General features: G+C 56.3%; 15 protein-coding genes. 13 read left to right on the top strand and 2 right to left on the bottom strand.

Annotated features, from left to right (window positions below):
• The first annotated feature begins 153 nt into the window (after positions 1-153).
• From GUC22_RS12710 to GUC22_RS12700, 3 genes are all read left to right on the top strand, one after another.
• Complete coding sequence (locus GUC22_RS12710) at positions 154-753, top strand: dienelactone hydrolase family protein (protein WP_004136362.1); 600 nt, start codon at positions 154-156, stop codon at positions 751-753.
• The gene (locus GUC22_RS12705; RefSeq protein ID WP_004136360.1) at positions 753-1,325 is read left to right on the top strand and encodes a DUF1349 domain-containing protein; all 573 of its coding nucleotides are present in this window, start codon (positions 753-755) and stop codon (positions 1,323-1,325) included. Before GUC22_RS12710 ends, GUC22_RS12705 begins: the two co-directional genes overlap by 1 nt.
• 133 nt (positions 1,326-1,458) lie before the next feature.
• Positions 1,459-1,851 (top strand): VOC family protein, encoded by a 393-nt coding sequence (locus tag GUC22_RS12700; RefSeq protein WP_004136358.1) that lies wholly within the window; start codon positions 1,459-1,461, stop codon positions 1,849-1,851.
• 180 nt (positions 1,852-2,031) lie between these two features.
• Here GUC22_RS12700 and GUC22_RS12695 read toward each other — a convergent pair whose 3' ends face one another.
• Together GUC22_RS12695 and GUC22_RS12690 are read right to left on the bottom strand one after the other, a co-directional pair.
• Positions 2,032-2,634, bottom strand: a complete 603-nt coding sequence (locus tag GUC22_RS12695) for a DJ-1/PfpI family protein (protein ID WP_155037206.1) — start codon at positions 2,632-2,634, stop codon at positions 2,032-2,034.
• 208 nt (positions 2,635-2,842) lie between these two features.
• Positions 2,843-3,469 carry a DUF1062 domain-containing protein gene (locus tag GUC22_RS12690; RefSeq protein ID WP_064371774.1) on the bottom strand — a complete coding sequence of 209 codons (627 nt, stop codon included), beginning with the start codon at positions 3,467-3,469 and terminating at the stop codon, positions 2,843-2,845.
• 366 nt (positions 3,470-3,835) lie between these two features.
• On the opposite strand from GUC22_RS12690, the gene GUC22_RS12685 reads away from it, so the two are divergent.
• The 10 genes from GUC22_RS12685 to GUC22_RS12645 all read left to right on the top strand — a co-directional run bounded on the left by GUC22_RS12685 (position 3,836) and on the right by GUC22_RS12645 (position 14,659).
• Complete coding sequence (locus GUC22_RS12685) at positions 3,836-4,867, top strand: LacI family DNA-binding transcriptional regulator (RefSeq protein WP_160183544.1); 1,032 nt, start codon at positions 3,836-3,838, stop codon at positions 4,865-4,867.
• Positions 4,868-5,122: 255 nt separating this feature from the next.
• A complete protein-coding gene (locus GUC22_RS12680) occupies positions 5,123-6,076 on the top strand; it encodes an ABC transporter substrate-binding protein (protein WP_160183543.1) in 954 nt (317 codons plus the stop codon).
• Positions 6,077-6,142: 66 nt separating this feature from the next.
• The gene (locus tag GUC22_RS12675) at positions 6,143-7,675 is read left to right on the top strand and encodes a sugar ABC transporter ATP-binding protein (RefSeq protein ID WP_004136348.1); all 1,533 of its coding nucleotides are present in this window, start codon (positions 6,143-6,145) and stop codon (positions 7,673-7,675) included.
• Complete coding sequence (locus tag GUC22_RS12670) at positions 7,662-8,681, top strand: ABC transporter permease subunit (RefSeq protein ID WP_004120114.1); 1,020 nt, start codon at positions 7,662-7,664, stop codon at positions 8,679-8,681. The genes GUC22_RS12675 and GUC22_RS12670 overlap by 14 nt, the downstream gene beginning before the upstream one ends.
• A 77-nt stretch (positions 8,682-8,758) precedes the next feature.
• Positions 8,759-10,126 (top strand): hypothetical protein, encoded by a 1,368-nt coding sequence (locus GUC22_RS12665; protein ID WP_049100439.1) that lies wholly within the window; start codon positions 8,759-8,761, stop codon positions 10,124-10,126.
• Positions 10,126-11,070, top strand: a complete 945-nt coding sequence (locus tag GUC22_RS12660; RefSeq protein ID WP_064362157.1) for a carbohydrate kinase family protein — start codon at positions 10,126-10,128, stop codon at positions 11,068-11,070. Before GUC22_RS12665 ends, GUC22_RS12660 begins: the two co-directional genes overlap by 1 nt.
• A 219-nt stretch (positions 11,071-11,289) precedes the next feature.
• The gene (locus GUC22_RS27280) at positions 11,290-11,430 is read left to right on the top strand and encodes a hypothetical protein (protein ID WP_165775014.1); all 141 of its coding nucleotides are present in this window, start codon (positions 11,290-11,292) and stop codon (positions 11,428-11,430) included.
• Between the two features lie 313 nt (positions 11,431-11,743).
• Positions 11,744-12,532 (top strand): class I fructose-bisphosphate aldolase, encoded by a 789-nt coding sequence (locus tag GUC22_RS12655; protein WP_004136342.1) that lies wholly within the window; start codon positions 11,744-11,746, stop codon positions 12,530-12,532.
• 16 nt (positions 12,533-12,548) lie between these two features.
• Positions 12,549-13,100, top strand: a complete 552-nt coding sequence (locus GUC22_RS12650) for a glycerol-3-phosphate responsive antiterminator (RefSeq protein WP_004136340.1) — start codon at positions 12,549-12,551, stop codon at positions 13,098-13,100.
• Positions 13,101-13,120: 20 nt separating this feature from the next.
• Complete coding sequence (locus GUC22_RS12645; RefSeq protein WP_004136338.1) at positions 13,121-14,659, top strand: FGGY-family carbohydrate kinase; 1,539 nt, start codon at positions 13,121-13,123, stop codon at positions 14,657-14,659.
• Positions 14,660-14,661 lie beyond the last annotated feature (2 nt).

The raw sequence follows: 14,661 nt of genomic DNA, 5'->3' as shown, positions 1-14,661 counted from the left end.
TGCCGCATCGTGGCGATCGTCCGCGAAGGAAAATCAAAGACCTTAATGCACGAGCAACCTGCCGGGCGGTAGGTTTATACTACAGGCTTCAGCCCTGATAAACTGTCCATCCGACCGGTAATAAACCCTATTTTGTCCGCCAGAGGCGCGTTTATGTTACCTGATTGCGATAAAGCCATCGTCCTGCTGCATGAAATCTATGGCCTCAACGCGCATATTCAGCGAACCGCCGCGACCTGGAGAAGCCGCGGTTACGCTGTCTTTACGCCCGCGCTTTTTCCCCACTCTGCGCCTTTTGCTTATGACCAGCAGGACGAGGCCTGGCGCCACTTTTCCGATAACGTCGGATTTGATACCGCCGCCATTGTGTCGCTGCTGGCCGAGCTTAGAGCGAAATACGGCACGCTAATTCTTATCGGCTACAGCGTGGGCGCCACTTTAGCCTGGCTGGCCGCCAGGAGCGGGCTCTGCGACGCCGCGGTGTGCCATTATGGATCGCGGATCCGCCTGTACAGCGACGTTGCGCCCCCCTGCCCGACGCTTGTTATCATCGCCCGCGATGAACCGGCGTTCGATCCCCGCGTCATGCAAAACGAGCTGGAGAAAATTCCCTCCGTGACCTGCCGGATGTTCAATGCGCTGCACGGTTTTTGCGATGCCGACAGCCCGGCATGGGACGCGCGCCTCGCTCAGCAGGCAGACGAGGACACGCTGCGCTTTTTAACGCTTATTCAGCAAACACAGGAGGCCTAATGCATCAGGTATTTCACTGGATTAACGAACCCGCGACATGGTCGGAAGAGGACGGCGTACTCCGCGTAGTCACCGATGCGCAAACCGACTTCTGGCGCGAAACCTGGTACGGATTTGAGCGCTTCTCCGGCCATATCTACGCGACGGAGGCCGCAGCGGATTTCACCTTTCAGGTGCGGGTCCGCGCCGACTTCAGCACCCTGTATGACCAGGCGGGGATCCTGCTTATGCAGGACGCGCAACGCTGGCTCAAGGCCGGTATTGAGTACAATGACGGCGCGCCCGCTATCGGCAGCGTATTGACGCAGGGGAAATCAGACTGGGCGACCGGTGTTTTCCCGGGCGACCCCGGCGAATTTTGGCTGCGTCTGACCCGTCGGGGGGAAGCGCTGCGCCTGCAGTACTCTACGGATGGCCGTCAGTGGCCGCTGCTGCGGCTGTGCCCTTTTCCCAGCGGAGCGGTGAAGATCGGCGTCATGTGCTGCACGCCGCAGCGTAGCGGACTACGGGTTAATTTCCACGATATAGCGTTGCTGCCGCCAAACGAGAAAGATCTGCACGACCTGAGCTGAGTCGCCAGCTCGCGCACGGGCAAAATCGCGGAATAATCGCGATGAAGGTATGATTTTTAGCCCCCCGGCCTGCATGGCCTCCTCCTTGCTGCTAGATTGGCATCGACCTTCAGACCAACTATGAGGAGGAGCCATGTTTTCTTACATCATGCTCGGCACCAACGATCTGCCGCGCGCGCTGCGTTTTTACGACCCGCTGATGGCAATGCTGGGGCATCCCCAGAGCGGTCGGAGCGATGAAGGCGCATCGTGGGGGACATTCAGCGGAAACAGCACCATCGGACTGTGCGTTGGCAGACCGTTTAACCAGCAGCAGGCGACGACGGGTAACGGCGTGATGGTAGCGCTGAACGCTCGTTCAGTTGATCATATTCAGCAGCTGCATCAGCTGGCGCTGAACCTCGGGGGAACTGATGAAGGCGCCCCTGGACACCGTCCGCAGTACGGTGAGGGCTTCCACAGCGCCTACGTCAGAGATCCGGACGGCAATAAGCTGGCGTTTGTGTATTACGCAAACGCAGGCTAAGCCCGCAGAACGGGAGGTTAAGGCAGGGTTCGCGCATGGCGAAACCCTGCGCGTTGCTGAACATCGCGCAGGGCTCGTGCCGCCTGTTTCACCTTCGGCGCTCACCGGTCATTCACGGCGCGCCCACGAGAAAGGCATTTTGTTTCAGCCCGTTGCCGTACAGCAGCGGTCGTTTCTGACTCAGCCTTCAGTAAACATTCCCGACGTAAACGCCGCCCGCATCGCTTCGATTTCGCCCGCCTGCGTCGCGTTTAATGCCGCCAGCATATTGCAGGTAAAATCCACAAAGCCAACCCCATTGGCGGTCACCAGATTGCCGTCGCGAACCGAAGGCACGCTTCGGTAGCGCGCAGCGCCGCTGTAGGCGGGGCCCGCTCTGTTCTGCAGGTAGGCCAGCCCGTTCGAGGTGTGGTCGACATCATTGAGAAAGCCGTGCGCGCCGAGGAATGCCGAAGCATCGCATATCGCGCCAACCACGATCTGCCGGGCCTGCGCTTGCTCTACCAGCGGCACCACCCGCCGGGCCTCTTCTCCCCACCAGTTCATACTGCCCACCAACACCAGCGCGGCGTAATCATCGGGTATCGTCTCGAAGGTATAATCCGGCAGGCAACGGACCCCGCCAATGGACATCACCGGCCCCGCATCCGCGGCAACGGTCCTGACATCATACTGCGGCGCCCATATGCCAAACCCCCGCCGCAGCCCTGGCGCCAGCAGGGCAAACTCCCAGTCGGCATACTCCTCGATGAGCACAAACAACACTTCTTTACGCGTATCCATAAATCTCATTCACTCCCTGGTCAACGGAATTAGCCGTCGCGGCATCCGCCAAGCCCTTCGCTGTCGCGATCGATATTCTCGTCGTGCCGCCGCTACAAACTGTATAAATACACAGTAATGAAGGCAAGGTTAATTTTCCCCTTATGGCAATCCGCACTCATTTTTGCGAGCCTGCTCCCCGGATAGAACCACTATCCGGGGACATTGGCTATCGTCTTCTGCGATCCGGGCCTGCAGACAACGGAATGCGCCTGCGGGCGAGGAGAACCTCCCTGGTGATATAAAGCGTATATCCCTCCGGCCTCAGCCGGGGCGATCGCAACGCCTTCAGGGTGATGCCGCCGATATCTCCCGACGCAAGGCGCTTACGGACAGCGCTACCGCTAAGGCACAGCTGACTTCGCAGCACCGATAGCAGGCTGGTCTGAAAGGCTCGCGCGACGGTAACCTCCACTCTCACCTGAGAAGCGCGAACAAGGCTGATTCGCCAGCGCTCCTTGACCATGAATTCAGGCGATCCTGACGGCGACGCGCGATTACGCCGCAGCACCAGCAGATCGTGAGAATAAGCCTCGACGGCAGATTTATCGTTAGCGATAAGCCGCTCGTAGAGCTGCGGATTGATTTTGCTGATCGGTAAACGAGAGAACAGGCTGATGTTCCAGGTATACGCGCAGCGGACGCACTGATAGATACTCCAGACATCAAGCATCTTTTTTTGTGAATTGACCCGGAAGGCGCCGGATGGGGTGAAATCCTGCTGCCCATGACAGGCGGGGCAGCATTTGCTAATCAGCTGGTAGCCCACGGGGCTGACGTTCCATGTGACTTTCATGGTGAACCTTTTTTAACCTATACAAAAGCGGATCCGTCGATAACGGACCGTGATTTTTGCGATGTGAAAAATATTTAGAGGATACTTTTCAGTGGGTTAAAAAAAGATTTCCAACACGACTACCCTGTCTGACCGCCAATGAATGGGCCTAAGCGTAACAAAGCGGCTAAGGGTAAAGGCATGCATTAAATCAATAAATACAGAGAATTCATTCATAAACAGCATTGTTTACCTTCTGTTCACAAAACGAGAAGCGGCTCACTGATCAAACAAACCTAAACGTTTATGTTTTGTCTCATAAACGTTTAGGTTAAGGAAATAACCGTTTATATCACGGGTAATTTTCATAAATGCAGAGAGCGAAAAATGCGAAAAGCGACGATGCGGGACGTGAGTGAGGCGACGGGATTTTCAATGTTCACCGTCTCACGCGCGCTTAACGGTGGCGATGGCGTAGCTGATGATAGCCGGGAGCTGATTTTAAAAGTGGCGCGCGAGCTCGGCTACGTCCCTAACCGCGCGGCACAGGCGCTACGCCGTTCGAGCAGAGACTCGGTGGCGGTGATTACGGCCCATGCGTCGAACTCTTACTACCTCAACCTGATGTCCGGGATTCAGCAGATGCTGCAGCCTTCGCAGTGGACCGTGGTGCTTGGCGATATCGCGGTAAACGGGATCTACGACCGGGCGCAGGAAGATCGCATGATTAACCGCCTGATCGAATCGCGGATGGCCGGGATCATTTCGACGGTGACGCTCCAGCCGGAGAGCCTGAGCCTGCTGGCGAAATGGGATATCCCGGTGGTCTTTGTCGACTCTCCTCCCCGCGGCGAGCACAATTTTCCCAGCGTCACCACCGACAATTACCATGCCAGCCTGCTGGTGGGGAACCATCTGGCGCAGCACGGCTATAAAAACTGGCTGCTGCTGATCTACCCGGACCGCTGGACCACGCGTTTTGAACGCGAGCGCGGGATCCGCGAAGCCGCTGAGCAGTGCGGCGCCACGCTTGAAGTCCTGGAAACGGAAAACGACGCGCAGTCGGCCTCTGAAAAACTGAGCCAATATCTGGCGCGCGGGGAAGCGCTGCCGGACGTGCTTATTGCCGGGAACAACCCTATTCTGCTGGGTTCGCTCAACCAACTCCAGCAGCGCCAGATAGCCATTCCCGGCGATATGGCCCTTATTGCCTATGACGAATTCGACTGGGCGCCGCTGTTAAATCCACCGCTCACGGTGCTCAATGAAAACAGTGAAGAGATCGGCAGGCAGGCGGCAGAGATGCTGATTCGCTTAATTAATCAGGAAGGAAAAGGCGAGATAGAGACCCAACTTAAAGTTCCCGCCGAGCTGGTGATTCGCCAGTCCTGCGGCTGTAGAAAAGCCTATAACACTTAAAAAGACACGATTGAGATGGCTGCCCAGACGGCATTGTACGGGCCGACAGACATTGCTCTTGCGGTTCTGTCCTTCCAGCCAAAAAGCGGCTAACCCGAGCGAAACAATTTTGCCGCCACTCTTTCATCGTTTTAGCGTTTTAAATAACGGCTGAATTATTCAGTCGCGATTAAAAAACAACATCAGGGGATTATTTCTGAGGCATCCCCACACCTGGCCGTACCTCGTACCACAAGAAAATGAAAGGAGCAGAATATGACCAAACTTCGTAAAGCATGGCTGGCTGTCGCGGTTGCCGCGGTAATCACCACCATGACAGGCTTGGCTCCCGCAGCCAGCGCCGCGCCGCAGGAAAGCAAAAAAATCGCCCGTATCGGATTAATGGTGCAGGACATGTCCAACCCGTTCTTCTCCGCGATGGAGAGAAACGCTAAGCAGGCTGCGGCTAAAATCGGCGCAACCCTTAATGTCCAGGATGCGCAGGTCGATCTGGCAAACCAGAACACGCAGATTGACGCTTTTATTCAGCAGAAAGTGGATCTCATTATTATTTCCGCCGTCGATGAGTCCGGGATCGAACCGGCGATACAGCGGGCAAAAGCCGCCGGCATTATCGTTATCGCAGTCGATACCCCCGCTAAAGGCGCTGACGCGGCGATCATGACCAACGCCATTCAGGCCGGGGAGACCTCCTGCGAGTACCTGTTCAGCCAGATGGGCGGCAAAGGCAAAGTGCTGCTGGTCGATGGGACCCCAATTCAGACCATTATCGACCGCATTAAAGGCTGTAAAAACGTCGCGCAAAAATACCCGGATATCAAAATTGTCGGCCAGCAGGCATCGCGCAACGACCGCGCATCGGGCCTGATGGTCACCACCGATATGCTCACGGCCAACCAGGACGTCTCCGGTATTTTCGGTATGAACGATCCTTCGGCCCTTGGCGCGGTGCTGGCGGTTGAACAGGCGGGCAAAGCGGGCGCGATCAACGTTACCGGCGTCGACGGTAGCCCGGAGGCGGTTGAAGAACTCAAGCGCGGCGGCTCGCCTTTTATCGGCACCGCGACGCAAAACCCGGGAGAAATGGTTCGCCAGGCCATATCGCTTGCTCAGGATATGGTCGACGGTAAGCCGATCGCCTCCCGTACCGTTTTGATCCCGAGCGTACTGGTCACCCGCGATAACGTGGGTAGCTATCCGGGCTGGTAATCACATCGTCACTCTAAGCAGCAACAAACGGGATGACCCTCAGGCTCATCCCTGAGGGCAAAGACAATGGCCGACATATCATCACCTCCCTTACTCAGGCTGGAAGGGATTTCAAAACGCTACGGCGCGACGCTCGCGCTGAACAACGTACGCTTTGATTTATTCGCCGGAGAGGTCCATGCCCTGATGGGGGAAAACGGCGCGGGTAAATCCACGCTGATGAAAATCCTCTCCGGCAACGAGCAGCGCGATAGCGGCGTTATTTTTATTGATGGACAAGCGATTGATATTCGCACGCCCCGGGACGCGCGCAAATATGGTATCGCCATTATCCACCAGGAGCTGAACACGGTGCCGGATATGACGGTGGCGGAAAACCTGTTTCTCGGCCAGGAGCCCACCTCTTTCGCCGGTATTCTCGATCGCAAACGGATGCACCGGGAGGCCAAAGAGAAGCTGAATCGAATTAACGCGGATATCGACCCGCAGGCGCCGCTCGGGTCATTGAGCATCGGGCGTCAGCAAATGGTGGAGATCGCCCGCGCCGTCAGTGAAAACGCGAAAGTACTGGTGCTTGATGAGCCGACCGCCGCCCTGTCGCGGGCGGAGACTCTCCAGCTATACCGGCTGATCGCGCAGATGCGCCAGGACGGCGTCGGCATGGTCTACATCTCGCACCGCATGGAAGAGGTGTGGCAGTTGGCAAACCGGGTCACGGTGTTCCGCGACGGCACGTGGATCGGCACGGAAAACCTCGGCAACGTCTCAACCACCGATATCGTGCGCATGATGGTCGGCCGGCAAATCGTCGATCTCTATCAGCACGAGCCGCGTACGCCCGGCGACGTCCTGCTGGAAGTGCGGGATCTGGCAGGCAGTGCGACCGGCCCGGTCTCCTTTGAGGTCAGCGCGGGCGAAGTGGTGAGCATGTCCGGTCTGGTGGGCTCCGGGCGAACCGAAGTTGCCCGCCTGCTCTTCGGCGCCGATCCGCGCAGCCAGGGAAGCGTGCGCCTTGCCGGCAGGGAGAGCCAGCCGTCAGACCCCACCGCCGCTATTGCCGACGGTATTGGAATGGTGACCGAAGACCGTAAAACCCAGGGACTGTTTCTCGGTCATTCGGTTGAGCACAACATTGATATCAGTTCGCTGGATAACTTTGTCGCCGGCGGCGTGGTTAAACGCAAAACCATCCGCGCCGCCGTCCTTGAGCAGATGCGCAGGCTGCGGCTGCGGGAAAACGCGGTTGAACTGCCCGTCAGCGCCCTGTCCGGCGGAAATCAGCAGAAAGCGGCGCTGGCGCGCTGGCTGCTGCGCGATTCGAGGCTGCTTATCCTCGATGAACCGACCCGCGGCGTAGATATTGGCGCCAAAAGGGAAATTTACGAGCTGATAGACAGGCTCGCTCGCGCCGGCAAAGCCATCCTGGTGATCTCTTCCGATTTGCCGGAGGCCATCGGCATCAGCGACCGCGTGCTGGTCATGCGCGGCGGGCGAATCGTCCACCAGCTCCCCTCATGTTCAGCCACGGAAGAAGAAGTGATGCTGCACGCAACAGGAACCTTTACCAGTCAATCCGGAGAATGCCATGGACAACAATAAACCTGTGACGGAACTGCCGGTCAAAGCGCCGTTTGATTTTGCCAAATGGTGGGACCGGGTGGGGATCTTAATCGTCCTGCTGGTTTTGCTGATCCTCATGTCGACCTTCGCGCCAAACTTTAACCGCGTCGATAATCTGCTGAATATCGCCCGTTCGATTTCCGTCAACGCCATTCTGGCGGCGGGTATGACGTTCGTCATTTTAACCAGCGGTATCGATTTATCCGTCGGGTCGATCGTCGCCGTATCCGGCGTGGTCTCGGTGGTGGCGGCGATGGCCGGGATCCCCGCGCCGCTGGCGATTCTGGCCGGGGTTGGCGTTGGCGCGCTCTGCGGTCTGCTTAACGGCGTTCTCACCGCCTATCTCGCCCTCGCGCCGTTTATCGTCACCCTCGGGACAATGACCTTCCTGCGCGGTATGGCCTACACCATTACCGAAGGGCAGCCTATTGTTTCGAGTAGCCTTAGCTTCCGCGAGCTGGGCAACGGCTATCTTATTGGGATCCCCATCCCGGTCATTATCATGCTGGTGGTTTACCTGCTGGCGTGGTTCATTCTCGAACGCACCCGCTTTGGCCGTCACATTTACGCCGTCGGCGGCAACGCCCAGGCCGCACGCCTGGCCGGCGTACGGGTCAAACGCGTGCTGGCGGCGGTGTATATGATTGCCGGCGTCTGCGCGGGTCTGGCGGGCATTATCTTCGCCGCCAGGGTGATTTCCGCCCAGCCTACTGCCGGAACGGGATATGAGCTGGACGCCATTGCGGCCGTTGTCCTGGGAGGCACCAGCCTCGCCGGTGGCCGCGGGCGAATTATCGGCACCCTGATTGGCTCGATAATACTTGGCGTACTCAGTACCGGTCTGATTCTGCTCAGCGTGCCCTTTTTCACCCAACTCTTAATCAAAGGCATCGTCATCATCCTCGCCGTGGCGATTGACGGACTGAAGCAGCATCCGGAACTGTTTACCTTCTGGCGGAAAAAAGAGATCGCCCGTCCCCGCTAGCTTTCCCTGACGCGTTGTTTATCCGCCGCATCGGCGGCGGGTTTTCGTTTGCTTAAAATCTGATGGAGTACACGCCCATGACATACCACATTACCCTGACGGACCCGATGAATGGCCCCCGGGATCGCGAACCGATTACGTTTACCCTCCCGGAAAGGCTGGCGGAACCTCTGTGGTGGGCCATTACCGACGAGGACGAGCGGATCCTTTGCCAGCGCCTCGAGCATGAATCGTCGGTAAGCAGTACCGCTTTTATCGCGACGGTCAGCTTCAGCGGTACCCTTAAGATGCGGCTTGACCGGCCGCTCACGACGGCTGAAGTCGATGACATATCCGGTATCCAGACGCTGCCCGGCCGGGAGAGCGACTGTTTTGCGCGCCTCAATACCGGCTGTTTCGATCTGGAAATGTGTCGGGGAACCGCCCAGGGCGTCGGTTCATCAAAATGGGGGCTGCGCCATTTCCGCGCTCTGCAGGACGGCGTCGAACTGCTTCCTTCGGGGAATAACGCCATCGGCGGTTTTTACGGTCCGTTCTTTACCCCGGAGAACGGACTGATTAACCCGCCGGAGCATACCGTCGTTGATATTGAGGTCGTTGAACAGGGTCCGGTCTATCATCACTACCGCATGCGCGGCGCGATCCCCGACGGGTTATTACCGGAGCTGCGCGGTAAGCGCTTCGCCATCGACTGGAAATTTAGCTGGAACACGCCGTGGTTTCAGCGGCGCTACTGGGTGGATGACTTTTCGACGGTGATCAACGGCCGTTCGGTGACCAACAAGATCACCGTCGGCGACGAATTTGAGAGCGGTCCGGGAAACCTGCTGTTCGACCGCTTCGCGGCCTACGGCGGCACCCGCTACCGCGCGGGCGACCCCTACGCCGAAGAGCTGGCGGCGATGGTGGCCAATACCGTCGCCACATCGGAAAATCAAAGCCCGAAATTTGCCGAATTCCGCGAACAGCTCACCGATATGGCTTCTGCCCACTGGGATCTCTACTGGCGGATGTTCTGTCGCTGGGAGCACGTGCTGGATGAAGCGGAGATTCGCGAACGGCTGAGTCAGGTGCGCGCCCGAGCGCATCTTCGGGCCGATCTGACCGAGCGGGAATGGCTGTTGACCGATTCGCCGGTTAACGTTTCCGCCGTCGCGGATGAAACCATCTTCCCCGGGCCGGCCAGTAAAACCGTCGAGTATGATTCGGCTAGCGGCCGGGCGATGATCTGGTGGACCTCCCGCCCCTCCGGCGCGTTTCAGATAGTCCAGCGCCGCCAGTCCGGATGGGTTAACTGGGGCAGCAACGGCGAAAATGAGTGTCCGGAGCTCCCCGTCGGCGTCGAGATCAAGACCGCCTGCGGGATCTTCGCCGAAAACTGGATGCAGATCGCCGATCGGCTGGAAACCCCGCCGGTGGTCACGGTACGTAAAGGAGATAACTGATGATCCTCTGCTGCGGAGAAGCCCTCATCGACATGCTGCCCTGCCAGAGCCGCGAAAATGACCCCGCTTTTACTCCCTGCGTCGGCGGAGCGGCATTTAATACCGCCGTCGCCCTGGGCCGTCAGGGGATGGCGGTCAGTCTGTTTTCCGGTTTATCGGATGACTTTATGGGCGATATGCTGCGCCACACGCTTGACGCATCCGGCGTGGATTATTCGCCCTCAACCCGCGCGCCGCTGCCAACCACGCTGGCCTTCGTCAGGCTGGTAGGCGGTCAGGCCCGCTATACCTTTTACGATGAAAATAGCGCCGGCAGAATGCTGAGGGAAAGCGACCTGCCGGAACTCGGAGATGATGTCGCCGCTGTGTTGTTCGGCTGCATCAGCCTCATCGCGGAGCCGTGCGGCAGCGTTTATGAAACGCTGATGGCGCGAGAGGCGCCGCGCCGGGTGATGTACCTCGACCCCAATATCCGTGAAATTTTCATCGCGGATCGGCAGAAGCACCTGGCGCGCATGAGGCGCATGATTGCGCTGGCGGATATCGTCAAGCTTTCCGATGAAGACCTCGCGTGGTTTGCCGAACCCGGCGAAGAGCATGAGGTCATCCGCCGCTGGCTGGCGCTGGGACCAAAGCTTATTGTGGTTACACGCGGGGCAGACGGCGCCGATGCCTGGACCGCAGATTTTCATCTTCACGTGCCCGCGATTCGCGTCGCGGTGGCCGATACCGTCGGCGCGGGAGATACGGTGAATGCCGGTATTCTCGCCAGCCTCTCGCAGGCCGGGCTTCTTGAAAAAGAGAAGCTAGTGACACTGTCACGTGAGCAGGTTTGCCGCGCGGTCGATCTGGGGATGCGCGCCGCCGCGGTGACGGTTTCCAGGCCAGGAGCTAACCCGCCCTGGGACCATGAACTCCGAAGTCAGCAGAGACCTTGCCTGTAAACAACGGAAAACCGGATGAGGGTCTGCAACCGCGCGTATCGACAGACCCTTATCATTAGTTTTTATGGATATGATTTAGGTCCCAATTATTGAATGAAAGCTAAACCAGCTTCATTTATTCATGGGTTATTGCCGACTAATCCATTAATATCAGGCAATTAGATCGGCATTCAATTTTTGCCCTTCTCGCTAATGGACATCAGGGACAGGAGGTCAATAATGAAAATGAATCAATGGTTTGTACGTTTGCGTAATACTCCCATTCCGCAGCGCAAGCTGCATCCGGCGAAATGGCTGACGCTGATCGCCTTTCTGCTGCTGCTGGCGCAGCTGGCGGTAGAGTCTTTGCTCTCGGTATAAGCACAATAAAAATGGGCTTTAGTGTCAAAGCGCGCCAGCACTAATAAGATTAAACTCAAATCTAATTCGTGATAAGCATCTCAGTTTATCAACAACGGCTAGACAGAAAGAACTCAGGCATGCTAGTAATTAATTCAAGCAAGGGAACGGATTTAAATTAAACGCCATTTAAACCCTACCCATAAGGCTGAAAAATTAATTGATAATGGTTTGGCTTACTGAACGATTATCAAAAGGGTAAGTGAATCGAAGGCCCTCAGAGACGAAAGTTTCTGAGGGCCTTTTTGTTTTTTTCTCTCACAGGAGTTAATCAATGTCTAAAGAACGTCGTCTCTCCCGAATTTTCGCAAAAGATGGTAAATCAGTCACTCTGGCGCTGGATGGCTACTATTTTTCCAGCAACACAAATGGTATTGATAATACGATAAAGCAGCTCCCGGTACTGGTCGAAAATGGCCTGGATTGCGCGCTGGTGACCTGGGGTATGTTGAAAAATTTTCGCGAAATTTTCAACAGCGTTCCCGTTGTATTACGCGTCGATAGCACAGTGAGTATTTTTGATAATACCGTTCCCGATACCACCCCTGTTTTTTCTATCGAAGATGCGCTGAAAGTGGCTGCTGATGGCGTGGTGTGCATGACCTTCCCCGGCGCGTTCAATGAAGAGAAAACGCATATCATGGCCATGCAGCTGGCGCAGGCGGCCGATCGCTGGAGCATGCCGCTGATAGTGGAATCTCTGCCCTATGGCTATCCCGTCACCAGCGACGACTCCAATAATCCGGCTATCATCGCCGCCTCGGCCCGCGTCGCCGTTGAGCTCGGCGCGGATGTCATCAAAACCCGCTTTACCGGTACCGAAGACGATAGACTCATCGTCGAAGCCGCCGGAGTGCCGGTGCTCGCGCTCGGCGGCCCTAAAACCGGCATCGACGGCTATTTTAAATTTGTTCATCACTGTATGCAGGTGGGAGCAAAAGGCGTGGCGGTGGGTCGCAATATTACGCAGGACCCACGGCCAGAAAAAGTAGTAGCAGGTCTGAATGCCATCATCCATGAAAATGCCACAGCGGAAGATGCTTACAGCCTCTACATGGTTTAAACATACGGGTATTAATATGCACTTAAATAACACCATCATTCCTTCCGTCAGAAAATATAAACATTTTGAGCAGGCGCTGTCTTGTTCATCAGAATACGTACTGTTATCCGAAGCGAATATCGGCAACTTACAGTCGCTGATTGGTAAATGTCATCAAAGCGGCAAAAAAGTACTTATTCACCTGGAGCTATTGGGCGGTTTTAAACCCGACCAGGCGGGGATTAGTCTGCTCAAAAATTACTACAAGGTTGATGGTGTTATTTCTTCCAATCTCTCGGCCCTACGCCATGCAAAAAAAGAGGGATTGTTAACTATCTTTCGGGTACTGCTGATCGACTCACGTTCGCTGGATCAGTCCATCGATATTGTTAAGCATAACCCGCCGGATGCCATTGAGATCTTACCTGCTGAATATGCCTGCCAGTGTCTGGAATTGATTAGCCGGAATTTAAAAGGCTTTGACGTGATATTCATCGCCGGAGGCTTTGTTAAGCGGAAATACCTTGTAGATAAAATATTCCATGCCGGATTTAAAGGAATTACCAGCAGCGAACCCGGATTATGGTAACTCATAAGGAGTCCACGCGAATGAAAGAACACTATGTCATGGGCATTGATAATGGCGGAACCGTTACAAAAGCGGCGATTTACGATCGAAGCGGCAACGTGGTCGCTATCGCGTCGCAGTCAACGCAAATGCTGACGCCAAAAGAATTTCATACCGAGCGCGATATCAACGAACTCTGGGCGGCTAACGTTGAAGTCATTAAAAAAGCCATCGCGCAGTCGGGTATCGACGCCAGCCAAATCAAAGGCGTGGCGGTAACCGGCCACGGCAACGGGCTGTATATGGTGGATGAAACCGGTGCCCCGGTGCGCAACGGAATTATCTCCACCGACAGCCGGGCTAAGGCCTGGGTTGAAAAGTGGTACCGCGAGCCGACGTTCGTTAGCGATATTTTGCCCAAAACCATGCAGTCCATCTGGGCCGGGCAGCCCGTCGCCCTCCTCGCCTGGCTAAAAGAGTACGAGCCGGAAACGCTGAACAAAGCGCGCTACATTTTCATGGTCAAAGATCTGATTCGTTTTTACCTGACCGGTGAAGCCTTTCTCGAACTTACCGATATCTCAGGAACCAACCTGATTAACGTTCGCGACCGCGACTATGACGCCTCGCTGCTGGCCTGGTGGGGGCTCGGCGATCTGCGCGACAAGCTTCCGCCGATTAAACGCTCCACCGATTGCTGCGGCTACATAACCGACGAGGTGGCGCAGCTGACCGGTTTGTGCGCCGGGACGCCGGTTTCCGGCGGCGTTTTTGATATCTCGGCTTCTTCCGTGGCTTCCGGGATCAATACGTTGGATAAGCTGGCTATTATTACCGGGACCTGGAGCATTAACGAATACGTGACCGACCATCCGGTTATTGATCAGGATCTGTTTATGACCTCGATCTATCCGATTGAGGGTAAATGGCTAATCACCGAGGCCAGCCCCACTTCCGCCAGCAATCTGGAGTGGTTTATCAATAACTTTATGGAGGGCGATCGCGCGGCCGCTTCCGCGCAAGGTATGTCCGTCTACGATCTGTGCAATGAGCTGGTTTCCACAACGACGCCCGCTGAGAGCCACCTGCTGTTCTTCCCGTTTGTCTTCGGCTCTAACACCATCCCGGATGCTTCTGCGGGGTTTATCGGCCTGAATAGTTTCCATAAAAAAGCGCATTTTCTGCGCGCTATCTATGAAGGCGTCGCCTTCAGCCACCTTTATCACACCGAACGTTTACGCAACATCAACCCACAGTTAAGCCGCACCATTCGGATTGCAGGCGGCGTCACCCACTCTCCGGTTTGGTTACAGGTATTTGCCGACATTTTTCAGTCCACGCTGGAAATTGTCGACGTGAAAGAGCACGGCACGCTCGGCACCGCGATGACCGCGGCGGTGATGGTTGGCTGGTTTGATGACGTTTTCGACGCCTCAAATGCAATGGTGCGCGTCTCGCGAACCGTCACGCCGAACCCCGACAACAACAAGGTCTATCAGGATAAGTATCAGCTCTACAAAAATCTGTTAGCGGAAATGCAGTCTCCGTGGAAAAGCTGCAGCAACTACATCACGCATTAAGC

It is taken from the genome of Klebsiella sp. MPUS7 (genome assembly GCF_009905335.1).
Classification (GTDB): Bacteria; Pseudomonadota; Gammaproteobacteria; order Enterobacterales; family Enterobacteriaceae; genus Klebsiella; species Klebsiella grimontii.
Note: the sequence above shows the minus strand (reverse complement) of the source record. Positions and strands in the feature narration are given on the sequence as shown.

Coding starts and splice junctions, on each gene's coding strand:
- GUC22_RS12705 (WP_004136360.1), top strand. CDS start 753: ATGCATCAGGTATTTCACTGGATTAACGAACCCGCGACATGGTCGGAA.
- GUC22_RS12710 (WP_004136362.1), top strand. CDS start 154: ATGTTACCTGATTGCGATAAAGCCATCGTCCTGCTGCATGAAATCTAT.
- GUC22_RS12680 (WP_160183543.1), top strand. CDS start 5,123: ATGACCAAACTTCGTAAAGCATGGCTGGCTGTCGCGGTTGCCGCGGTA.
- GUC22_RS12675 (WP_004136348.1), top strand. CDS start 6,143: ATGGCCGACATATCATCACCTCCCTTACTCAGGCTGGAAGGGATTTCA.
- GUC22_RS12690 (WP_064371774.1), bottom strand. CDS start 3,469: ATGAAAGTCACATGGAACGTCAGCCCCGTGGGCTACCAGCTGATTAGC.
- GUC22_RS27280 (WP_165775014.1), top strand. CDS start 11,290: ATGAAAATGAATCAATGGTTTGTACGTTTGCGTAATACTCCCATTCCG.
- GUC22_RS12700 (WP_004136358.1), top strand. CDS start 1,459: ATGTTTTCTTACATCATGCTCGGCACCAACGATCTGCCGCGCGCGCTG.
- GUC22_RS12695 (WP_155037206.1), bottom strand. CDS start 2,634: ATGGATACGCGTAAAGAAGTGTTGTTTGTGCTCATCGAGGAGTATGCC.
- GUC22_RS12685 (WP_160183544.1), top strand. CDS start 3,836: ATGCGAAAAGCGACGATGCGGGACGTGAGTGAGGCGACGGGATTTTCA.
- GUC22_RS12660 (WP_064362157.1), top strand. CDS start 10,126: ATGATCCTCTGCTGCGGAGAAGCCCTCATCGACATGCTGCCCTGCCAG.
- GUC22_RS12670 (WP_004120114.1), top strand. CDS start 7,662: ATGGACAACAATAAACCTGTGACGGAACTGCCGGTCAAAGCGCCGTTT.
- GUC22_RS12645 (WP_004136338.1), top strand. CDS start 13,121: ATGAAAGAACACTATGTCATGGGCATTGATAATGGCGGAACCGTTACA.
- GUC22_RS12665 (WP_049100439.1), top strand. CDS start 8,759: ATGACATACCACATTACCCTGACGGACCCGATGAATGGCCCCCGGGAT.
- GUC22_RS12650 (WP_004136340.1), top strand. CDS start 12,549: ATGCACTTAAATAACACCATCATTCCTTCCGTCAGAAAATATAAACAT.
- GUC22_RS12655 (WP_004136342.1), top strand. CDS start 11,744: ATGTCTAAAGAACGTCGTCTCTCCCGAATTTTCGCAAAAGATGGTAAA.